General features: G+C 57.6%; 21 protein-coding genes and 2 pseudogenes. 7 read left to right on the forward strand and 16 right to left on the reverse strand.

All coding sequences use genetic code 11. The features are described from left to right. Positions 1-227: 227 nt before the first annotated feature. The 8 genes and pseudogenes from CPY51_RS05495 to CPY51_RS05530 all read right to left on the reverse strand — a co-directional run. Positions 228-509 (reverse strand): annotated as a pseudogene (locus CPY51_RS05495) (IS110 family RNA-guided transposase); the annotation flags it as partial. Between the two features lie 406 nt (positions 510-915). After that, positions 916-1,992, reverse strand: coding sequence for an ABC transporter ATP-binding protein (locus CPY51_RS05500; protein ID WP_111159169.1), 1,077 nt, complete (start codon positions 1,990-1,992; stop codon positions 916-918). A 70-nt stretch (positions 1,993-2,062) separates the two neighbouring features. Next, entirely contained in the window at positions 2,063-3,016 is a 954-nt protein-coding gene (locus CPY51_RS05505; RefSeq protein ID WP_111159171.1) for an SIS domain-containing protein, read from the reverse strand. Between the two features lie 28 nt (positions 3,017-3,044). Beyond that, on the reverse strand, positions 3,045-3,923 hold the full coding sequence (locus tag CPY51_RS05510) for a carbohydrate ABC transporter permease (RefSeq protein WP_111159173.1): 879 nt from the start codon (positions 3,921-3,923) through the stop codon (positions 3,045-3,047). Further along, on the reverse strand, positions 3,923-4,828 hold the full coding sequence (locus CPY51_RS05515) for a carbohydrate ABC transporter permease (RefSeq protein ID WP_111159175.1): 906 nt from the start codon (positions 4,826-4,828) through the stop codon (positions 3,923-3,925). The genes CPY51_RS05510 and CPY51_RS05515 overlap by 1 nt, the downstream gene beginning before the upstream one ends. Before the next feature lie 27 nt (positions 4,829-4,855). Next, on the reverse strand, positions 4,856-6,127 hold the full coding sequence (locus CPY51_RS05520) for an extracellular solute-binding protein (RefSeq protein WP_111159177.1): 1,272 nt from the start codon (positions 6,125-6,127) through the stop codon (positions 4,856-4,858). Between the two features lie 2 nt (positions 6,128-6,129). Then, positions 6,130-7,092, reverse strand: coding sequence for an N-acetylglucosamine kinase (locus CPY51_RS05525; RefSeq protein ID WP_111159179.1), 963 nt, complete (start codon positions 7,090-7,092; stop codon positions 6,130-6,132). After that, the gene (locus CPY51_RS05530) at positions 7,089-7,892 is read right to left on the reverse strand and encodes a DeoR/GlpR family DNA-binding transcription regulator (protein ID WP_111159181.1); all 804 of its coding nucleotides are present in this window, start codon (positions 7,890-7,892) and stop codon (positions 7,089-7,091) included. Before CPY51_RS05530 ends, CPY51_RS05525 begins: the two co-directional genes overlap by 4 nt. Positions 7,893-8,040: 148 nt before the next feature. Here CPY51_RS05530 and CPY51_RS05535 point away from each other — a divergent pair, with 148 nt between their 5' ends. Together CPY51_RS05535 and CPY51_RS05540 are read left to right on the forward strand one after the other, a co-directional pair. After that, positions 8,041-9,321, forward strand: a complete 1,281-nt coding sequence (locus tag CPY51_RS05535) for a D-tagatose-bisphosphate aldolase, class II, non-catalytic subunit (protein ID WP_111159183.1) — start codon at positions 8,041-8,043, stop codon at positions 9,319-9,321. Between the two features lie 551 nt (positions 9,322-9,872). Further along, positions 9,873-11,267 carry a Fic family protein gene (locus CPY51_RS05540; RefSeq protein WP_244598465.1) on the forward strand — a complete coding sequence of 465 codons (1,395 nt, stop codon included), beginning with the start codon at positions 9,873-9,875 and terminating at the stop codon, positions 11,265-11,267. A 114-nt stretch (positions 11,268-11,381) separates the two neighbouring features. Here the strand turns inward: CPY51_RS05540 and CPY51_RS05545 are convergent, their stop codons facing one another. After that, positions 11,382-12,041, reverse strand: a complete 660-nt coding sequence (locus tag CPY51_RS05545; RefSeq protein WP_111159187.1) for an invasion associated locus B family protein — start codon at positions 12,039-12,041, stop codon at positions 11,382-11,384. Between the two features lie 736 nt (positions 12,042-12,777). On the opposite strand from CPY51_RS05545, the gene CPY51_RS05550 reads away from it, so the two are divergent. After that, positions 12,778-12,987, forward strand: coding sequence for a dodecin (locus CPY51_RS05550; RefSeq protein WP_111159189.1), 210 nt, complete (start codon positions 12,778-12,780; stop codon positions 12,985-12,987). 129 nt (positions 12,988-13,116) lie between these two features. Here CPY51_RS05550 and maiA read toward each other — a convergent pair whose 3' ends face one another. Genes maiA through hppD form a run of 4 tightly spaced genes read right to left on the reverse strand, consistent with a single transcriptional unit; the run spans position 13,117 to position 17,340 of the window. Continuing rightward, positions 13,117-13,749 (reverse strand): maleylacetoacetate isomerase, encoded by a 633-nt coding sequence (gene maiA, locus CPY51_RS05555; protein ID WP_111159212.1) that lies wholly within the window; start codon positions 13,747-13,749, stop codon positions 13,117-13,119. Then, positions 13,746-14,771, reverse strand: coding sequence for a fumarylacetoacetate hydrolase family protein (locus CPY51_RS05560; RefSeq protein ID WP_111159191.1), 1,026 nt, complete (start codon positions 14,769-14,771; stop codon positions 13,746-13,748). The genes maiA and CPY51_RS05560 overlap by 4 nt, the downstream gene beginning before the upstream one ends. Before the next feature lie 37 nt (positions 14,772-14,808). Continuing rightward, positions 14,809-16,170 carry a homogentisate 1,2-dioxygenase gene (gene hmgA / locus CPY51_RS05565; protein ID WP_111159193.1) on the reverse strand — a complete coding sequence of 454 codons (1,362 nt, stop codon included), beginning with the start codon at positions 16,168-16,170 and terminating at the stop codon, positions 14,809-14,811. A gap of 60 nt (positions 16,171-16,230) precedes the next feature. After that, positions 16,231-17,340, reverse strand: coding sequence for a 4-hydroxyphenylpyruvate dioxygenase (hppD, locus tag CPY51_RS05570; RefSeq protein ID WP_111159195.1), 1,110 nt, complete (start codon positions 17,338-17,340; stop codon positions 16,231-16,233). Between the two features lie 130 nt (positions 17,341-17,470). Here hppD and CPY51_RS05575 point away from each other — a divergent pair, with 130 nt between their 5' ends. After that, positions 17,471-17,971: an Lrp/AsnC family transcriptional regulator gene (locus tag CPY51_RS05575; RefSeq protein ID WP_111159197.1), complete on the forward strand. Its 501-nt coding sequence runs from the start codon at positions 17,471-17,473 to the stop codon at positions 17,969-17,971. 39 nt (positions 17,972-18,010) lie between these two features. Here the strand turns inward: CPY51_RS05575 and CPY51_RS05580 are convergent, their stop codons facing one another. Then, positions 18,011-18,472, reverse strand: a complete 462-nt coding sequence (locus CPY51_RS05580) for an Lrp/AsnC family transcriptional regulator (protein WP_111159199.1) — start codon at positions 18,470-18,472, stop codon at positions 18,011-18,013. Positions 18,473-18,595: 123 nt separating this feature from the next. Here CPY51_RS05580 and CPY51_RS05585 point away from each other — a divergent pair, with 123 nt between their 5' ends. Both CPY51_RS05585 and CPY51_RS05590 read left to right on the forward strand, forming a co-directional pair. After that, on the forward strand, positions 18,596-19,387 hold the full coding sequence (locus CPY51_RS05585; protein WP_111159200.1) for a phenylalanine 4-monooxygenase: 792 nt from the start codon (positions 18,596-18,598) through the stop codon (positions 19,385-19,387). A 207-nt stretch (positions 19,388-19,594) separates the two neighbouring features. Next, positions 19,595-20,692 (forward strand): heparin lyase I family protein, encoded by a 1,098-nt coding sequence (locus CPY51_RS05590; RefSeq protein ID WP_111159202.1) that lies wholly within the window; start codon positions 19,595-19,597, stop codon positions 20,690-20,692. Between the two features lie 50 nt (positions 20,693-20,742). Here CPY51_RS05590 and CPY51_RS05595 read toward each other — a convergent pair whose 3' ends face one another. Then, a complete protein-coding gene (locus CPY51_RS05595) occupies positions 20,743-20,958 on the reverse strand; it encodes a hypothetical protein (RefSeq protein ID WP_111159204.1) in 216 nt (71 codons plus the stop codon). A 533-nt stretch (positions 20,959-21,491) separates the two neighbouring features. Between CPY51_RS05595 and CPY51_RS05600 the strand changes: the two are divergent. Further along, positions 21,492-21,782 (forward strand): annotated as a pseudogene (locus CPY51_RS05600) (ArsR/SmtB family transcription factor); the annotation flags it as partial. Here CPY51_RS05600 and CPY51_RS33155 read toward each other — a convergent pair. Beyond that, positions 21,699-21,960, reverse strand: a 262-nt coding sequence (locus CPY51_RS33155) for a hypothetical protein (RefSeq protein WP_244598466.1), incomplete at its 5' end; no start/stop codon positions are given. The pseudogene CPY51_RS05600 and the gene CPY51_RS33155 overlap by 84 nt on opposite strands.

Consider the following 21,960-nt stretch of genomic DNA (forward strand, 5'->3'; position numbering starts at 1 on the left):
CAGCATTTGCGGGCTTTTCCTTGGGCTCTGTTGTTATTTGACCGGCATTTTCGCCGATCGACTAAAGTCTCTCGTCCGCTGGACAAACATGTCCTTCGGTTCTTGAACCAGTCTCCAATACGTGACCTGATGCCTCTCGGCTTCGGTCACAGAGTGGCGTTCGGCTCCCGGTTTCCCATTCTCCTTAAGGAGCGCAGCCCAGTCCTGCCGGGCTCGCTAGCCAGCCATCAGGACAACCGGGATATCGTCGACGCGCCTTCCGTGGTGCTGGTGTCGCGCGGCTGGTAAGCGCGCTGGTCACGCAGGATCTGGAAGGCGATCGTCAAAAGCTTGCGCGCAATCGCCACGCGCGCCTTGTTGGTACCTCTAATCTTCAGGTGGTCGTATTGAGCTCGAAGTTGCGCATCGCTGGCGATGGCGGGAGAGACCGCTTCCACAAAGGCCCAGCGCAGCCAAAGCGACGGGCGGTCATTCTTCACACGACCAGAACGCAGCGTCTTCCCCACCGAATCCGGCACCACGAGATGGCTATAGGATTTGTGGTCCTCGACGCCGATATGGAAATCATAAGAGGCAGTCATGCTTCCAACTCCCTTATTGAGATCTGCGAAACCCCAATAAGGTAAGCCGAAAGGCTGGAAGTGTGACTGTCCCTCGACCATCACCTGCATCTCAGTGATCCGTTCTCTCAGCGTGCGCGGCCTCTTTCATGCCACCTCCTAAAGGACAAATGTTGGGGCATCATAGCAGCCTACCCCAATAAGCAAACATGTTCAGTTAGCCGAAACGAGCGTCAGCCGCGCGCCTGCCGAGACGAGACTATGCAGCGGCGGTGACGGCAATCGCTGAACCAATCCCAAAAGAAGCTCAAGACCAAACGTCGGTACCGTGTTCTCGTGATCTGGTCCCGGACTATCAGATTCGCCTGCCCGTTTCCTTCTCAAATAGGTGCAACTGCTCCTTGTTGGCCGACAGTTGCACCGTATCTCCTGCGCTGAGAAGCGAGCGGCCGGACAGTGCCACGATCATGTCGGTGTAGCCGCAGCGGCCGTAAATGTGCGATTCCGCCCCGGTCGGTTCGACGAGGCTGACCTGAAATCTGAGGCAGCCTTCACCTTGATTTCCGGCATCCACCATCAGATGTTCCGGCCGCACGCCAAGGACGATCCTAGTTCCCGACGGTGCCGCGGTCGAGGCGCTGACGGTAATTTCGACGCCGTCGATCTGCGCAACGGCTCGGTCGCCGTCTCGCACCAAGATACCGTCCAGCAAGTTCATCGCCGGCGAACCAATGAAGGTCGCCACGAACAGGTTGGCAGGATTGTCATAGACATCGAGCGGCGCGCCGACCTGTTCAACCCGGCCGCCGTTGAGAATGACAACGCGGTCGGACATCGTCATCGCTTCCATCTGGTCATGGGTGACATAGATCGAAGTGGTGCCGAGGCGCCTTTGCAGTGACTTGATCTCGATCCGCATCTGCACGCGCAGTTTGGCGTCGAGATTGGACAGCGGCTCGTCGAACAGGAATACCTGTGGCTTGCGCACGATGGCACGACCCATGGCGACGCGCTGGCGCTGGCCGCCCGAAAGCGCCTTGGGATAGCGCTCAAGATAGGGTTTGAGACCAAGGAGTTCGGCCGTGCTCTCCACCTCGCTTCGGATCTGGGCCGGGGGCACTTTGCGTAGTTTCAGACTGAAACCCATGTTTTCCGCAACGGTCAAATGTGGGTAAAGGGCGTAGTTCTGAAAGACCATGGCGATGTCGCGGTTCTTTGGTGCCACGTCGTTGATGGTTCGGCCATTCAGCGAGATCGTTCCGGACGTGACACTTTCAAGGCCGGCGACCATGCGCAGCAACGTCGATTTCCCACAGCCGGACGCACCGATCAACGAGACGAATTCGCCGTCCTTGATCGACAGATCCACGCCGTGAATGACCTCTTCGTGGCCATAACTCTTGCGCAACTGCGATATATCTACGTTTGCCATGCTAACCCCGATTTCATAGTCAATGCCGGTTTCCCGCCGGCTAAACGTGCAAGCGGCGGGAAGAATGAACTCAGCCGAGAACGACGACCTTGTTCAGGTGGCGTGGTGCCGTGGTATCGATCTTCTTGGCCTCGGCCACGCGCTCGCCGATGATTTGAAGCGCCGGCAAAACCGCGAGCGTCTGGGCAAGTCCCTTGACGCCGGCCGGGATCGACAGGTCGCCCGGGCCACCGAGGCCGACAATGACGGCGCCCTTGACCTTGATATCGTCAGCGACCTTGGCCTCCTCATCCCGCGTGTCGGCACTGTAGAGCATGACGGCCAGCGTCTTGTCGTCGACGAGGCTGATCGGTCCGTGGCGATATTCCATCGGGTGGAAAGACTGCGAATAGCTGATGCTCATTTCCTGCAGCTTCAGCGATCCTTCGGTCGCCATGCCGTAGAGTGGCCCCGCCCCCAGGTACACGAAATGGCTGCGGCCCTTGATGAGGTCGCCGATGGCGGAATCCATGGCGGCAAGCCCGGACTTGGCCGCCTCGATGACGCTGGAACCGAGCGCAACGCCCGCCATGCGCAGACCGGCGATCAGCATCAGCGATGCGGAAGATGTCATGACGATCCCTTCTTCGGCGTGGGTCTGGAGGTAGACCACCGTCTCGGCAGCGCGGGTGATGGAGCTTGTCTTTTCGCAGGTCAACGCAATCGTCGGCAGACCGGCGGCACGACTGACCTCGACTGCCTGCACCGTTTCAGTCGACTCCCCACTACGCGACAGCGCGATGACGCAGACATCGGACTGATCGGCCAGATAGGCGTCACGGCGACGCGACCATTCGGCACCAGGCACCGCCAACGCATTGCGACCATTCAAATTGAAGGCGGCGGCGATCGTCTGGGCAAGATAGAATGATGTGCCGCAGCCGACCACAACGACCTTCGACGCGGTGACCTTGGGAAGGTCGATGGACAAAGCGCCCGTCCAGAATGGGAATTGTTCGAAAATGACGCGTTCGGTGACGTTCATCGTGGGTTTCCTTTATTTCCAATGGTTCTTATTTGCTGGCGCCGGCCATGAGGCCCTGCACCAGATAGCGATTGAGAAAAAGTACGAGCAGAACCGGCGGGATGATCGCCAGGATGCCGGCGGCATTCATCAGGCCGTAGTCGACATAGTTCCGGGTAACGAATTCCGGGATGAGCACGGTCAGTGGCTTGGTCTTCAGCGTGGGAGAGAAGACCAGCGGCACCATGAATTGGCCCCAGGCGTTGAGAAACGTCAGGATAGCGCTGGCAATCAGGCCGGGCGCGGCCAGCGGCATGACGATGCGGACCAGCGTGTAGACCTTGCTGGCGCCATCGAGCCAGGCAGCCTCCTCAAGCGAAATCGGCATGGCCTGATAAACGCTGCGCATCAACCACAGGGCCAGCGGCAGGAAGGCCGAGATGTAGATCAGAATGACACCGGTAAAGGTGTCGATCAATTTCAGCGAGATCATCAGCCGATAAAGTGGGATCATCACGGTATAGGCCGGAATCGCCAGCGTCGCGACAACAAGGACGAACAACAGATCGCGGCCCGGGAAACGCAGGCGCACAAAGGCATAGGCACCAAAGGCAGCAATAATGACCGTCAGCAGTGTGCTGACAATCGACGTCACCATACTGTTGATGAAGGCTCGCGAAAATTGCGGCCAGACCGACTGGACCTCGTTGCCCTGCGACTGGCTGGTCGCACCCAGAAGCTTCTCATAATGCTCGAAGGTGATTTTCGGCGGCCAGAAATGCGGGACAGTCGAGATCATGTCGGTCGGCGTCGTCAGGCTGGTGACCAACGACCAGTAGATCGGACCGATGGACCAGCTGAGCAAGAGGATGACGGCCACGGTCAGGCCGGTCTTCGATGCAAGGTAATGGAGTGTGTGGCGGTTCATCAGTCGAACCTCGTTTCGCGGTAAACTTTGAGGACATAGATGAGCGACACCAACAGCGAAGCGATCATCGCCAGGATCGAAAGGGCCATGCCGAACGAGAATTTGAGATTCTGGAAAGCCGACATATAGACTTGAATGATTACCGTCCGCGTATCCAGGCTCGAGCCTGTGAGGATCCAGGCCTCGTCGAACAGATTGAAGGCGAATACGGTCGACTGGCTGAGCGCGATGGCCAGCCCGCCCGAGATCAATGGCAGCGTTACCAGCCGGAAAGACTTCACTGCTCCCGCGCCATCGAGCTTTGCCGCCTCGTAGAGATCTGCCGGAATGCTCTGCAGCGAGGCCAGCAAGATGATCGCCGTGAGCGGCATCATTCGCCAGACATGCACCAGGGCCACGAGAAAGAGCGCCGTCTCGCGGTCGTTGAACCAAACCTTGTTCTCGCTGATGATGCCGACGGATTGCAGAATGCCGTTCAGCAGGCCGTAGCTCGGATTGTAGATCCACAACCAGACAACGGCATTGACGACAGGCGGCAGACACCATGGCAGCACAAGCGCTGCCAGCAACCACCGCCGCCCGAGCTTGACTTTGTTGAGCAGCAGGGCGGCCGCAAGACCGCCAACGGTCTCAAGGATGACGGCGATGATCACATAGATCAGGGTGTTAAGCCACGCCAGCCGGACATTGCCGTCGGAGGCGAGTGCCGCGTAATTGCCAAAGCCGACGTAGGGACTGCCCGCTCGCATCGGTTCGATGCGATAGAGGCTGTCGACGAACGTCGTCACCAGCGGCAGGAAAACCAGGCTGCCCATGATGACGATGATTGGCAGGGCAAAAGCAAGTCCCAGTCCGGCCTCGCCATTGAATACCCGAGGCCGCACATTTGAGGGTACGGAAGTCATGGTTGTGCGGCCTCTATTGCCCGGTTGTTACTGCTGCGCCGTCTTGGTTTCTTCAGCAATTTGCTTGACGGCATCGGCAACGGAGATTTGGCCCTTGGCCGCCTGGTTCAGAGCGCTGGCAACGGCGCTCGAAAACTGCGGATACCAGCCGGGCGTTCCCTGCGCGAACAGCGGTTCGGAGAGTTTTGCCTGCTCGAGAAGAACGTCGCCCTCCTTGAGCTTGCCGGCATCGTTGAGCTGCTTGAGGACACTAAGGCGGGTCGGAAGATTGCCAAGTAGCGTGTAGTCGGCGATTGCGGTTTCCGGCTCCAGCATCCAGTTGATGAAGGCGATAGCCGCGTCCTTGTTTTCCGCCGACGTCGGGATGCCAAGCGCGCCCGGCAAGCCGAACGTGCGAGAGGTCCCGGTGACCGACGGCATCAGCGCTGCCTTGGCATCGCTTGCCACTTGCGACTTCGACGCATCAGTATAGACGGCGAGATTGCCGGCCCAACCCGCGACGTCGAAGGTAATCTTGCCGCTCTTGAACAGTTCCTGGACATCCACATCCTTGAGGCCGGTCGCAGCCGGATCGATGAGCCCGGCCTTCAAAGCTTCGACTTCGAAACTCATTGCCTTGTAGCCGGCTGAATCGGGCGACACGAAGAGGGGCTGGAATTTGTCATCGAACAACTCGCCGCCAAATGCCTTGGTCAAGAGATACCAGGCGGTTGCGCTGCCTTCGGTTGCCGAAAGCGGCAGGCCGATCGGATAATCGACGATCTTGGCGGCCTTGATCGCCTTCGCATCGGCCAGCAACTCGTCGGGTGTCTTCGGCGCGGCCTTGATGCCTGCCTTGTCGAGGTGGCTCTTGTTGTAGATCAGCAGTCGAAAATCGTTGTTGTAGGGAATGGCGATCAGCTTGCCGTCATAGGTAAAGATCTTCGATGCCGGCATATCAGCCAGAACGGCGGGGTCTATCGCTGTGTCGAGGGGCTGATACCATCCGGCCGCGCCGAACTGGCCCACCCAGGACCAGTCGACTTCAGTGGCGCTGGCCGGCGCGGTGTTGGCGACCATCGAGGTTACCACTTTGGTCCGGATGTCATCCCATCCGAGTGTCTGGCTGTCGAGAATGATGCCGGTCTTGGCAGTAAAGCGATCGGTCATTTCCTTCGGCAGCGTCACCCAAGGCGGCAGAAGCACCGTCAGGTTCTGGCCGGCGAGCGGCTTGGCATCGTCAGCAAATGCCGGCATGCCGGACGCTAGAAACGCCGCATGCAGCGCCACGACAGTTGATAGAAACAGACGTCTTTTCATGATCATTCCCCTTTTTGTTGGTAATCGTCGTTGTGGTTGAGCTTGTTCAGCGATGCGGACAGGCGGTCCAGCCAGCCATCGTCAATAGACCAGCCGGCATTTGCTGCCGCGCGCAGGAGTGCGCCGCCGACTGGTGGCAGCCGCGGCACGACCGCCTCCGATCCAACCCGCACTGCAATTCGATCGCGCACGATCGCGCTCGACAGCACCCCGCCGGCGTAGGTCCAGCGAAGCGGCTCGTCCGTTTTCGCCTGGCGCCAGGCGGCCTTGAGGTGATCGGCGAGATGATCGGCCGCGCCATGCAGGATGAATTTGGCATCCGCATTGCCAGCCTCTGCGAGTGACGAGATCGTTCGGGCAAGTTCCGCAAATGCCTTGCGCCGGTTTTCAAGCGCATAGCACCAACCGATCAGATCGCCGGGATCGAGAGCGAGCGTTAAAAGCACGCCTTTGCAGAATTCCGGCGCTGCAACGCGGCCATCCAGATGCCGACTGACGAGGGCCAGAGCTTCGCGGCCAATCCAGTAAGCGCTGCCTTCGTCACCGAACGCGTCGCCCCAGCCGCCAACGCGGATATGCGGATCGGAGGGTCCGTTCAGACTTGCCCAGATCATCGATCCGGTGCCAGCGAGAACCAGCGCTCCTGCCTTGCCGGCCAGCGCCCCGTCGAAAGCGATGCGCACGTCATTTTGCACTAGGGTGTTGCCGGGGATCAGTGCCTTGGCGACCGAAGTCTGCTCGTCGCTGTATCGCTTTACCTCATCATGGAACGGAAGACCGAGGACGGAGGCCGCGAGGCCTTGCGCATCGGCGGCAAGCAGAGACTTCAGGGTGCCTGCCCAGTCGCTGCCCGTCGAGGGATCAAGCCCAAGCCCGCGGCGTAGCAAGGTCACCTGCCCACTTCGGTCGGCGAGCGCCAGGACCGTTTTTGTACCGCCGCTGTCCAAGCCGAGGATGAGCGTCATGCGCGTGCCGCCGCAGAGGTATTGTCATTGACCGCACTGCTGACAACGTTCAGTTCGCAACTGGCTTCCCGCAGACGCGATTCCCAGGCTGCGCTGAGACCGTCATCGGTGATGATGCCGACGTCACGGGTCAGGCGCGCCACCTTGTAGGTCAAGCGCTGGCCGAACTTGCTGCTGTCGACCAACAGGCTCTTGACCGTGGCGCGCGATAGCATTTTCTCATTGAGGCGCGCTTCTTCCTCGTCAAGGCTGTAGACGCAGCAATCCTCAGCGATTGCGCCGGCTCCAAGAAACAGTCGGTCGAACCAGAGGCGATCAAGCATCTCCTCGGCAAGGCTACCGACCATCGAAGCATTTTGCGGACGCAGATGCCCACCGAGCAGCGTGATCTTCAGATCGCGGACATCCATCAACACCTGGGCGACGGTCACGCAATTGGTAAAGACCGACAGCGGCAGCGGGTTGAGCCGGATGCGACGGGCCACCTGCAGGACGGTCGTGCCCGCATCGAGGAAGATGGCACTATGCGGGGCGATCGTTTCGAAAGCAGCATCTCCGATGGCGCGCTTGGCAGAGAGATTGCGCTGTTCGCGAACTTCGAATGCAACCTCGATACCAGCACTTTCCGCGATGCGAGCCCCACCGTGGGTGCGCGAGATCGCGCCTTCTGCCTCGAGCGCCAACAGATCGCGCCGGATGGTCGCCGGCGATGCACCCACAGCCTCGGCAATCTCCTGGATGGAGCTGTAGCCGGAGCTATAGAGGTGCTGGCGAATGGCCGAAAATCGATCGTCTTTCACGCTGCGGGCTGCCCTTCATTGATTAATTGATCCTAAAACAGCACCTTAAAAAATCAATGTCAATCGTATTTGTGATTGATTTTGATTATTTTGTCGCTACCCTTGCGCTATCCCATACCAGTGGAATGCCGTTTCAAGGAAATTTGATATGACGACCGATGCACTCAGAGGCCTTGCCGGCCGCCAATCAGCAGGCATCAAGGGCGGTATCGCGTCGATCTGTTCGGCGCATCCGCTTGTGATCGAGGCCGCAATGCTTCATGGCAAGCAGGAGGGTGGCCCGCTTCTGATCGAGGCGACGTGCAATCAGGTCAATCAGGAGGGTGGCTATACCGGCATGACACCGGCCGGCTTCCGCCGCTTCGTCGAAGCCATCGCCGAAAAAGTGGGCTTCGACCCGCAGGACCTCATTCTCGGCGGAGATCATCTCGGCCCCAATCCGTGGAAGCATCTGCCGGCTGAGGAGGCTCTCGTTCGCGCCGAGGTCATGATCGATGCCTTTACCGCCGCGGGCTTTACGAAGATCCACCTCGACACCAGCATGGGATGCGCGGGCGAAGGCACGGCGCTTGCCGACCAGGTGACCGCCGAACGAGCAGCACGGCTGGCGAAAGTTTGCGAAGCCTCGGCAGCGGGCTCAAGTTTCGGTGCGCCAGTCTATATCATCGGCACTGAGGTCCCCATTCCCGGCGGCGCGATGGAGGTGGTCGAACACCTGCAGGTTACCACAGCGCAGGCCGCCCTTGAAACGGTAGAGGTGCACCGCCGCGCGTTCTCGGCACGCGGGCTGGAGGCAGCATTTGAGCGCGCGATCGGGGTCGTGGTGCAGCCGGGTGTCGAGTTCGGCAACGAGAACGTAGTGTTTTACAACAGGCCCGCGGCACGAGAACTAAATGCCGCCCTTTCCCGGATGCCGCAGTTTGTGTTCGAGGCTCATTCCACCGATTATCAGCCGGTTCCGGCGCTATCCGCCCTCGTCGAGGACGGCTTCCGGATCTTGAAGGTCGGCCCCGGCCTGACGTTCGCTTTGCGCGAAGCGCTTTACGGGCTAGACCAGATCGCATCCTTTCTGTTCTGCATCCCCGATGAGCAAACCCTGCGCGCCGCAATGGAAAGGCTGATGCTGGCCGAACCGGGAAACTGGGCGAAATATTATCACGGCGACGAACGCGAGCTGCGGCTGCAGCGTCATTTTAGCTACAGCGACCGTATCCGCTATTATTGGCCGCACCCGCAGGTGCAATCGGCGGTCGACCGTTTGATGACGGTGCTGGGTGACGACGCAATCCCCGAAACCTTGATCAGCCAGTATCTTGGCCCACTCTATCCTCAAGTTGCGAGCGGAGCGCTTTCGCCAACACCGCACAATATACTGATCGCAAGCGTCAAGGCCGTCATTAGCGACTATGCTGTCGCATGCAGGTCGTGACGTGCGGGTCATTCAATTGGAGCGCCGCAGGTTGCAATCCCACGACAACTTGCAGTCCAAATGCATTGGCAGAAGACATGTGTTGGAACATCGCGCAAACAAGCCGTTCGGAGGGTATGAGACATGGACGCCAGTCCCGCCTCTCTGGATTTCAGGGCCTTGTCTGCCATTCCCAGATAATCGAAAATTCGCAAATCATCAAATTCGTAATCGATTTTCCACGCCAGTAATCGATTTTACACTATTGTCACTTCAGTTTTAATAATCCATTTTCCACAAAGTATGAGATAAGTAATCAATATTCCACTAAAGTAATCCATCTTCCACGTTGACATCCGATAATAATCGAATTTCCATGGTGTTAATCGCTTTTCCACACGGAGCCAACTATGACGTTCCGACCCTTCCCTCGCATATTTCAGGAGCGACTAGTACCGACGCGTACCTCTCTGGCCGGCTGGAGCGCGTTAATATCTGAATTCGCAGTCAAGGCCCCTTTAAAAACGCCGGCAGCCATTTCAGATGTTACTCTTAGGGACACTAAACGAGAGATGGACGGCTGGATAGTTTATGACGCGCGCTACGCGCCTGCGAATACCCTCGCCGGTCACTTGGCTTTCGCGCTACGTTACGAAGTTGTCGACCTACTGATCCTCAAACGCCTCCTTGTTGCGGCACCAAAGCGTGAAATAGAGAAATTGGTGCTCAGCGAGCCGACGGGGGCCACGGCTCGCCGCGTCTGGTTCTTCTACGAGTGGCTGACGGGTGAAACACTGGACGTTCCGGATGCTAGTCGCGGCAACTACGTCGACGCCATCGATCCGTCCGCATATTTCACATCCCTGCCGGCCAACTCGGCCCGTCACCGAGTGAGAAACAACCTCCTAGGCAATCGAGAGTTCTGCCCGATCGTTAGAAGAACGCCCACACTTGAGGACGCTGTCGCCAGCCGTTGGGATACACAGGCAAAAGAGCTAATTGGTGAGGTCAGCAAAGGCGTCATCGCCCGCGCGGCCAGCTTCATGCTACTTTCTGACACACAGGCCTCCTATCAGATCGAAGGTGAACGCCCGCCTCGAAACCGGCTTGAACGATGGATGAGAGCCATTTCCCAAGCTGGAAGAAACCCACTCTCCGTAGATGAGCTCGAACGCCTACAGGCCATCGTTATCGAAGAAGACCGCTTTATAAGACAGGGTCTACGTGACGAAGGAGGCTTTATTGGAGGAAGAGACAAAGAAAACAATCCACTGCCAGAGTTCGTCTCAGCTAGGCATGAAGATGTTCAAAGCCTTATTGAAGGCATAATCGCCGTGGGCCAGAAAATGGCGGAAAGCGGGGTGGATGCTGTCGTGCAAGCAACTATCGTTGCGTTCGGTTTTGTTGCCGTGCATCCGTTCGTCGATGGGAACGGACGACTGCACCGCTATCTGATCCACCACGTCCTTGCAGAACGGCGCTTCACGCCAGCAGGACTGATATTCCCAGTCTCGACTGTCCTGCTCGACCGCGATGCTGACTACGCCGCCCATCTACGTGATTTCACGGGACCGCTTCTTCCATATATCGAATGGGTGCCGACCGCACAACAAAATGTCTCCGTCCTGAACGACACCGCCGATCTCTATCGCTACGGCGACTACACATACCTGTCGGAATTCTTGTACATGTGCGTCATAAGGACCATCGAAGAAGATCTTCCCAAAGAGATCGCATACCTGGCCTGCTACGACGAGGCAAAGCGAAGAATACAGGATCTATTGGAGATGCCCGATTCGATGATTAGCTCCCTGATCACTTTCGTTCACCGGAACGACGGTCGACTTTCCAAGCAGCGGCGAAACAAAGAATTCGCAAAGCTCACTGACCAAGAAGTATCCGACCTCGAGGAGATCATTGCCGATGCATTCGAGCCGGAAGACCAAGAGAGAACATACGATCGTTGAGAAGTTGCAGCCGGCATTTATTTCGGCCGATATTTAACTCCAGAGTGAACCGCGAAATACCTTCGCTCGATTCCAGATCAACTCCGAGCGATTGTGGCAAAGGCGGTTTCTCGATTAAATTTGAATTTGAATCGAGCAAAAGGCGATGATTCCGCCGATCAGTTCGATCGCGCCATCGGTGCTGACGTGATATCCGGCACGCCGGTGGTTAGCCATTGCCTTGGCATCCAGCTTTTGCTGGGCCCAGCATCCGGACTGGTTGCAATTGCGATAGGCAAGCTGCACGACAGGCTTGTCACCGGCATCGATCCCAAGGCCGACCGGTAGATACATGTTGAGCGGCACCAGCGCTGTCAGAAGAATATCGGGTGCTTTGCGGTTGCTGCTCTTCTGCGCGGCGGCCGACACAGACGGTGGCGCCGCGGCAAAGGCCAGCGTCAGCACGTTGACGTCCTGGTCGCCCTGCTTCACGGTCGCGATCTGTGCCACCTCGCAGCTCGAAGCCTGCGACCCGTCCGCCGCCCTGCCGTCAAAGCAACGGTAATACCAGTTGTCGAACTTCGTCGCATGGAGCTGGGGCTGCGCCGGCGGTACGCCTTGCGGAGGGGACGCATCCCGTTGCGCAGACGTAGTCTGGTTGGCCGGCTGTACGGGAGCAGCGGTCTGCGCCGTATCGTCGGCGAAACTGGGAGAGGCGTGTGCCACCCACGACAAAAGGATGGCAGATGCGACACGTCTTGTGAAAACGGTGCTGGTCAAAGACTTCACCGTCATTCCATACGTCTCCAATGACTTTGATCGGTCCACGGTGTTGGATGAACCGACGAGTATTTGTTGCAGACGGTCGTGTTCGAGCCATCAAGCGCAAGTCATTGGGAGGTTAACATTCGCATCGGATGCACGGTGACCAGGGTCGGCGTCATTGATGCGAGAATGCGTGTGCCACGAGGAATTCTTCCAACCGTGAACAAACGGCTTGCCATCATAAGATCGTGCGTTGGTTGCGCCGAAGAACGATGGGTGCCAGCTCATCTGGCGTCAATCCGGGCCTATAATGCAAGGCTCCGGTCGTCGCTGTCGCTGTTAAGACCCTCACTTCCGAGAGAATAGCAGGACAGCCTTACGATTAGGATGCTTCTGGCAGCTCGTCAATGCCCATACTAATACAACTTATAGACAATTAATTATCGTTGACAGATGTTTATTCAAGATTGAGTTTTTTATTCATAGCAGAAGCGCATCTGGGATCTCGATCAAGGATCGGAGAACTTCGCCGCAACCGCCTGTTTGACCCCTATGGCAATTGCATCGAGCGTAGTTCTGGCCATTTGACAAGGTCGAACTATTGCCGGATCGTGAATGTCGGCTGCGGAGCATGGAAACCGCTGACGCCCCGTCGTTCGACCGATGCCACGAACTCGATTGGATGTTTCTCCGACCAAGCCACGGAAGCGCGGTGCAGGCGGGTCTACGAAGTCGAACCAAGTCTGAACCAAGCTGGGAGGATCCCGTGAGCGACCATGTTTATAAGAAGGTGGAATTGATCGGCAGTTCGAAGGTCTCGGTGACCGAGGCGATCAAAACGGCTGTTTTGCGAGCCTCGAAAACCATGAGAAAACTTGAATGGTTCGAAGTGGACCAGATCAGGGGGCACATCAAGGATGGTGAGGTGGAGCACTATCAGGTCGTGATGAAGGTCGGATTTCGCATCGACGACTAGTACATTGATTGGGTTTTTTCGCCCTCGCTAGTCCCCGGGCCCGCGAACAGCGGGCGCCGGATACTCAAATTTGCGCGACGTGGGCGTATGAGGCAACCAAGGCCAACAATTGAGGCCCGTCGGATTTCGCTACTGTCTGACGCGATCAGGGTGCGCCGCCTGAAAGGCGGGCAGTTCCGCACAGTTGCGATCGATATCGACGATGCGATGGAAGCCGGTCATGTCCACACCCCAGCGGCGGGCGTTGTAGACCTGTGGCACAAGGCAAAGATCCGCCATGGTCGGCGCGTCTCCGAAGCTGAACTCTCCGTTGCCATCCCGGAGCATCATTTGCAGTTTTCGAAGTCCGTCGGCGATGAAGTGCTTCATCCATTCCTCGCGGGCATCGGCCTTGGCTGTCAGGGTTGCGAGGTGCGCTGCGACATGCATGTTGCATATTGGATGGATGTCCATGGCAACCGCATATGCGAGCGCCCGCACTCTTTGCCGGCCGGCAGCGTCCCGCGGCAGCAACCCACTCTCCGGCCGCATCTCGGCCAGGTATTCGATGATCGAAAGTGACTGCGTCAGCGCCATTCCGTCGATCACCAATGTGGGCACCAAACCCTGCGGGTTCAGCTTGAGATAATCGGGGTTCCTGTGCGCGCCCTCCAACAGGTTGACCGGCACTGTCGCATAGTCGATTCCGGCCATGTTGAGCGCTATGCGGACGCGGTAGCTCGCCGACGACCTCCAGTAGTCGTATAGGACGACCGCGCTCATCGCGACCCGGGCCCCCCGCATCTTTCGACGGTCTGCTCAATTGCTCCGAAGATCGAATGCCCGGCACGATCCTTCATCTCGATGCGGACCTGATCTCCGAACTTCATGAACGGGGTCTTGGGCGACCCTGTTTCGATGACCTCGATGGTGCGTATCTCGGCGATGCAGGAATAGCCGTCTCCGCCATCTACGATCGGCTTGCCCGCTCCGCCGTCCAATTTGTTGGACACCGTTCCCGAGCCGATGATCGTGCCTGCCAATAGATTGCGGGTCTTGGCGGCATGGGCAACCAGCTGGCCAAAATCAAAGGTCATGTCGATGCCGGCATTCGCCTTGCCGAACGCCTTGCCGTTCAAGGACACGAGCAGCGGAAGATGCACCTTGCCGCCATCCCATGCCTCTCCGAGTTCGTCCGGCGTCACCGCGACAGGCGAAAATGTCGATGCGGGCTTGGACTGGAAGAAGCCAAAGCCCTTTGCCAGCTCTGCCGGTATGAGACCGCGCAGTGATACGTCGTTGACAAGCATCAGCAGGCGGATGGCACGACGGGCCGCCTCCGGACTGGAACCCATGGCAACATCGCCGACGATAACGGCGACTTCGCCTTCCATGTCGATCCCATAAGCCTCGTCTGCCACCACGATGGCGCCGCGCGGGGCGAGAAAACCGTCCGAGCCGCCCTGGTACATCAGCGGGTCGACCCAAAAGCTCGCGGGCATCTCGGCGTTGCGGGCTTTGCGCACCAGCTCGACATGATTGACGTAGGCCGAACCGTCCGCCCATTGGTAGGCTCGGGGCAATGGCGACGCGGCATCGTGCTCGTGGAACCTGCTCGTCGGCTGCGCTCCGGTCTCTATACCCTCGGCGATCTGCACCAGCCGGGGAGCCACATGATCCCAGTCATCGAGTGCTGCCTGCAGCGTCCGGGCGATGTGACCAACCTCGGAGCAGAGGGTAAGGTCGCGAGAAACGACGACGAGCCTGCCGTCCCTAGTGGAGTCCTTCAATGTAGCGAGCTTCATGTCCTACTTCCAACGTCGGAGCGTCTGTGACCGGTCTTCACTTGATGCCCGGAGTGCCGTCGAACTTGCGCTCCAGGCCGTCCCAGCATTCCAGGTAATTGTCCTGCAGCGTCTCCAGCTCGACTGCATATTTCGTCAGTTGCTGCGGGTACCGGGTCTCGAACATGAAGGCCATCGTGTGATCCAGCTTCACCGGTTTGAGTTCGGAATTGGACGCTTTTTCGAAACCCAGCATGTCCGGCCCGTGGGGCAGCATCATGTTATGCAGGCTCATGCCGCCCGGCACGAAGCCTTCCTCCTTGGCATCATATTGCCCATGGATGAGGCCCATGAACTCGCTCATGATGTTCCGGTGGTACCAGGGCGGACGGAATGTATGCTCGGCGACCAGCCACCGCGGCGGGAAGATAACGAAATCGACGTTTGCGGTACCCGCCTCCCCCGATGGGGCGGTAAGCACCGTGAAGATCGACGGATCGGGATGATCAAACAGAATCGCGCCAACCGGCGAGAAGGTGCGCAGATCATATTTGAACGGCGCATAGTTGCCGTGCCAGGCGACGACGTCGAGCGGGCAGTGGCCGATTTCCGTGACGTAGAACTTTCCGCACCATTTAACATGAACGCGGCAAGGCGTTTCCTTATCCTCGAAAGTCGCGACGGGGGTCTTGAAGTCGCGGGGATTTGCCAGGCAGTTCGCGCCGATAGGTCCGCGATCCGGCAGCGTGAATTTAGCGCCGTAGTTCTCGCAGACATATCCGCGCCAGACCTGTTCCTCACCAGTCCGCGTCACCTTGAACATCATGCCGCGAGGGATGAGGCATATTTCGGACGGCTCGACATCCATGATGCCCATTTCGGTGAACACCCTGATAGCGCCAAGCTGCGGCACGACCAGCAACTCACCATCGGCATTGAAGAAATAATCGTCGACCATGTCGTCGTTGAAGGCATAGGCGTGGGCCGCCATGCCCACCTGGGTCATGACGTCCCCGGCGGCCGTCATGGTGCGGATCCCGTTGAGGAAGTTGAGCGTCTCTGTTGGGGTCGGGATGGGGTTCCATCGCAACTGGCCAAGCGGCAGCGAGTGATCGTCAAGGCATGGGGCCGTTTTCCAGAAGGGGTAACTTTCATTGGAAAAACGGCGCGTATGACGCACACTCGGGCGGATCCGGTAGAGCCAGGAACGCTCGTTCGTGCCACGAGGTGCGGTAAAGGGTGAGCCTGACAACTGCTCGGCATATAGCCCATAGTTGCATTTCTGCGGACTGTTCTGGCCTTGCGGCAGCGCACCCGGGAGGGACTCGGTCTCGAAGTCGTTGCCGAATCCCGGCATATATTTCAGGCTGTTGGCCGCCGAGGTCGCGTCGTCCGAAGTCTTAATTACCGTCTGCTCCATTGCTCAACTCCTCCCAAAAGCCTGAGGACAATCCTACGCATGCCCGCGACCGTCGCGAGGTCACTCGGCGGCAGTGCCGATGACGCCGCGCTTGATCTGATCTGCTTCGATCGACTCGAAAAGAGCGCGGAAATTGCCCTCGCCGAAGCCCTCGTCGCCTTTGCGCTGGATGAATTCGAAGAAGATCGGGCCGATGACGGTTTTCGAGAAGATTTGTAGCAGGATTTTCGTCATGCCGCCATTCACCACCCCTTCGCCGTCGATCAGGATGCCGTGCTTCTTCATGCGCTCGATCGGCTCATCATGACCGTTCACGCGAGCATAGGACATGTCATAGTAGGTATTGGGGGGACCCGGCATGAAGAGGAGGCCGTTGCCGGCGAGCTTGTCTACACCCTCGTAGACATTATCGGTACCAACGGCGATGTGCTGGATGCCCTCGCCCTTGTACTTCTTCAGAAATTCCTCGATCTGGCTCGTCTCGTCCTTCGATTCGTTCAACGGGATGCGGATTTTACCGCAGGGCGATGTGATGGCGCGGCTCACCAGACCGGTGAAGCGTCCGTCAATATCGAAAAAGTGGATTTGCTTGAAATTGAACAGTTCGCGGTAGAAGTCCCACCACTTGTCCATGTTGCCGCGGTAGACGTTGTGCGTCAGATGGTCGAGATAGTAGAAGCCGACACCTTCCGGCCGCGGATCGCGTGCGCCAAGCCACTCGAACTCGGCCTCGTAAGCTGATCCTTTTGCACCATAGATTTCGATGAAATAGAGCAGCGAGCCGCCGATCCCGACGATCGCCGGAACGTCCAGTGTCTTCTCGCTGCCCTCATAGGGAACAGCGCCTTTTGACACCGCGTGATCGAAGGCGTGCCTGGCATCGACGACGCGCCAGGCCATCGACGGCGCACAGGGGCCGTGATCTGCGACGAAACGCGTGGCATGGCTGCCCGGTTCGGCGTTCAGGATGTAGTTGATATCCCCCTGGCGCCAGACCGTGATATCCTTGGTCCTGTGCTTGGCGACCATAACATAGCCCATGCGCGTGAAGAGCTCGCGCAGCTTCTGGGGCTCAGGGTGAGCGAACTCGACGAATTCGAAGCCGTCGGTGCCAGCCGGATTGTCTGCCGTGATTTCCGAAGGCGGTGCGTCATGCGGGAAAGGACCCATTTTCTCCTCCACAGAGATTTACTTCTTGATCATGCAAAGTGTGATCCAAAATGCATGCAAGGTGCTTGCATTCTTCATGCATAAGGATGAAATTATGCACGGTTCGTGAGGCGTTTGGGGATTTGATGCAATGAATGAACAGCTCGACACGTTCGATTTGCGTCTGCTGCAGGAGCTGCAGAAGGACGGCAGGTTGACGAACAACGAGTTGGGCGAGCGGATTGCGCTTTCGCCGTCGCAATGCTCGCGCAGGCGGACAAGGCTGGAGTCTGAAGGATATATCAGGGGTTACCAGGCCAACCTGGATCGGCAAAAATTGGGTTTGGACATGCTGGTGGTCATTTCCGTGACGCTCGCAACCCACAACAGAGACAACGCTCGCAGATTTTCCCAATTGGTCAACGGCTTGCCGGAGGTTCTTGAAGCCTACGCTCTGACCGGCGAAATGGACTATCACCTGAAAATTGCGACCCGCGGGCTCGCCGGCCTTTCGAGATTCGTCAACGACGTCCTCTTGCCCCACGAGTCGGTGCAGCACGTAAAAACGTCCATTGTCCTCGACACTCTCAAGACGTTCGAAGGACTGCCGGTGCCCGCCTCGGGCAGTTCGCATGGCGACAGTTCGCGATGATCCCGACGAGACCGCTCTGCGCAGTCTTGGCAGATCGCGCTAGATCGGCAGTTCGGTCGAGAATTTGAGCTCGCGCAGCACGAAACTCGATACGACCGTGCGCACATGCGTATTGCGCATGAGGTAGCGGGTCATGAAGGCCTCGTAACTTTCGACGTCCCTCACCCGGATCTTCAGCATGTAGTCGAAAGCGCCTGACAACGCGTAGCATTCCATGATCTCCGGCCGCTCCAGCACCACCGAGGCGAAAGACGCCACCGCCTCTTCGTGATGATCCTCCAGCGTTACATGCGCGATCACGCAGAGCTTGAGATCGAGTTTTCCCGGATCGAGCAGCGTCACACGCTTGCGGATTACACCGTCGGATTCCAGCTCCTGGATCTTCCGCCACGCCGAACTCTGCGACATGCCAGCCCTTTCAGCCAGCTCTGCCAATGAGAGACTTCCATCGCCCTGAACGAGCTGTAGAAGCTTGCGGCGAATACTGCCAGATTCTTTCATTCCGCGGCTCACGCTTGAGAGGATTTTCCATTCTTATCGCCATTGCCAGCACAAAAGAAAGGAAAATCCACAGATCGCGGAGCATAATTGTCAGAAGATTGCAGTATTCGGGAGGATCAGCATATGGTCAAGGAAAGCAGCTACACCGCAAAACTTCCTGGCCCGGACGGCTTATATGCCTATACCGCCGAAGAGGATGCCATATGGGGCGAACTCTATCGGCGTCAGCTGAAGCTGTTGGCCAATATGGCCTGCCACGAATATCTGGACGGCGTCAAAACGCTAGGGCTCAGGCCGGACAAGGTCCCTCAACTTCTCGACGTCAATCGGCGCCTGAACGAGACCACCGGCTTCGGCGTAGAAGGCGTCCCCGCGCTAATCCCGCCCTCGCGCTTTTACGAGCTTTTGTCGCAAGGCAAATTCCCGCTCGCGACCTTCCTGCGCCGCCGCGAACATATCGACTATATCGAGGAACCGGACCTGTTCCACGAGGTTTTTGGCCATTGCCCGCTACTGACCAACCAGAGCTATGCCAATTTCGTACGGCATTTCGGCGAGACTGCCGCTCGCCTCGGCAAGGGCTATTCCTGGCATTTGTTCCGCATCTTCTGGTTCACCGTCGAATTCGGGCTGATCAATACACCTGAAGGCCGCCGCTGTTTCGGCGCGGGTATCGTCTCGTCGCCAAGCGAAGCGAGGGCGGCAATGGAAGGTAACGCCTGCGAATTCCGGCCGTTCGATCTGCTAAGCGTCCTTAGGACGCCCTACCGGATCGATATCGTCCAGCCGATCTACTACGTCATCGACAGCTTCGCCGACCTTGAAGCGATCGTTGCGCAGGATATCGAGGGCCTGATCCTCAAGGCAAAGTCGCTGGGTGATTTCCCGCCAGCTTTCGAAGCCAAGGCGTCGTAAAGCGCTGACTATACGGCTCGGACAGCCTCCCTCGGGCGCTATGAAACCTTGCCCGATACAGAGCGCGCCAAGCTGGCCGCCAGTCAACGAAATGCGACATCAACGAAGGCGCGATCAGATCGCGTCTACGTTGCAATATCATTTGACGGAGTTCTCCATTTGAGCCCTAATCGGCGGGCGCAATTCTTACTTGTGGGGAGCAAGGACATGCATCGCGTCATTCCATTGTTTCTTTTTGCCTATACAATTTTTGCTGCCAGTGTCTCGGCACGTGACCTCGTGTTCGACGATTTTAAAGCATCCGCGTTGAATGAAACGCAGTGGTGCTCATGCCAGATAGATCAGAAAAACACGCCGATAGCCTTTCGTCCGGACCCAGATGACAAGAACGATCATATCATTGGGATCACCGTCGCCGAATCTTCGCTCGGTGGAAGGAATTGCATGCCGGCCTGCAAATTGCCGAGCAGCAAGTCTGTCACCAACTACGGTCTTGCCATTGATGTGAGCAAGCCGGAATTCTTGGGAATGAGCTTTTTTGGCAAGTCCGCCCTGGTTTTGGGCCCCTCTGCTGACCGCACGGATCCGTTTTGCGACGACGCGGCGTGGAAACGTGCAAAGGCCGCCAATCAGGAGGGTGAATGCATCCAACGGCAGGAGCTGAGGTTGCAAAAGCCCTTTGTCCAAAAATCCGATGTCCCGTTGCTTTACTCCTTCCGCTTCCGCATGCCGAAGGACGTGCTCAACACGACCGATTCAATTCGCTGGGTAACGGCACAATGGAAAGAAGAACCAATCAACCCGAAATATGAAAAGGAATTTGCGCAATGGTCACCCAGCCCGTTTCTGGCGCAGCGATATGATGACGGAATCCTGCATGTCACAATCCAGGACGACATGTGCCGCTGCATCGTTGCCTCGGCTCCCTTTTCGAACGGCAAGAGCCCAGTCTGGAAGAGCGGAACACCTCAGTACTGTCAATCCATTCGGCCGGAGGAGAGCGGCGGCAAAGCCTGTACACCAGACCTCAAAGTCGAGTACGGGGCCTATCCCATCCTCAAGACGCCAGCCGGGCAGTGGGTTGAGATGAGCTACCGTGTGCAGGCCAGCCGAACGGGCAAGGGTTTCGTCGAAATCCATCAGGGCAAAACTCTGATCGCCAAGATCACGGGAAAGATTGGCTACGAACCCGACCCTGCCGCGGCGCCCATGACCAAATTTAAGATCGGACAGTATCGCGACTATATCCCTTCATCCGACACCATGGACATCGACTGGATCAGAATTCAAACCGAAGGCAATTGAACAACACTCGAATGCCCGTTGGAGGGCGTCCGGCGCTTGAGCCCTTGGTCTCAGTGCGTCTTAACCGGATCTGAGTATTCCTGGGATCGAACGTTGCGGGCTTCGCCCAGGGCTTCCGTGATCGCCAGTACAAGTGCAATGACACTTTGCTCGGCAGTGCGGGCAGTCTGATCCGCCGCGGTTCGAAGCAAGTCCATCACCTGAGAAGCAACAATCTGGTTGGCACGATCGATAGCCCAAACTTTGAAGCGAGAATCATCGTCCATTGTATTAGTTTCCATCATTGCAGAACCATCCTCGACACTGGAACGGTAAGTGAGAATGGCCATAAAGTAGTTAAACTGAATATAATAAATGGCTAATTATCCGCGGTATAAGTTGAAATAGCTATTAGTATGACATATCGCCAGCCATACTGTCAGAATACCTGGATAAAATCCGACTGCACTGAAAGACGCGGCAGAACATTGTTCCCGCAAGGACGTGTGCTTTCCAATTGCTTAGAAATTACACGAGCTCGCGCAATTGCGTCCTCTCTCTGCCGCGGGACTGCGGAAACCTGCTGCGCCCGCCAAGCTAAGCCGATGGCAGTTTCTGCACTATCTTTGTCTTCAATCGAACCCACGCCGCTGATTGCCGTCGGACTGACGGGCCTGTAACCTCTTCTGCAAGCAGAGCATGCAGTCCAATGCTGCTTTCCCGTTTCGCTGCCGAGGCGGAGAGTCGAGAGCGGGCGATCAACCTGTGCCGGTAAATCCTCGCCCGGGAATTGTCTCTGAAGGCCCAGCATTGGTGTAGCGTGACCCAGATCGAAATTCTCAAAGCTATCTCTCACCGCACTCGGATCGAGATACTCACACAACTCAAGAGGCCGGAAGAGCATTTTGCTGATCAGGGCTATCCCGTGGCGATGGGTGTGTGCGCAGGACAATTTGACCGCTACGGACTGTCGCAATCGACCGTTTCGGCGCATCTTGGGACATTGCATCGTGCAGGCCTTCTGACATCAAAACGCATCGGTCAATGCGTCTTCTACAAGCGCAACGAAGTAACGATAGCGGCTTTTCTTGACGAGTTGGACGAGATGTTGAGCCTTGACGGCGCGCTCCGGTCCGACACTGTCCAAGCCAAAGGGCCGCTTATACCAGCGTGAGCGATCTCTGACTCTTTTTGAGGTTTCCAAATCAGTTGAGTTCTGAATCAATATCGCAAACTGAGGTTTGCGGATGACATCAGGAATTCCATTGCGCGATGACTTCGACGGCTTT

This window comes from Arminella tubonensis (genome assembly GCF_003240585.1).
Classification (GTDB): domain Bacteria; phylum Pseudomonadota; class Alphaproteobacteria; order Rhizobiales; family Rhizobiaceae; genus Rhizobium; species Rhizobium tubonense.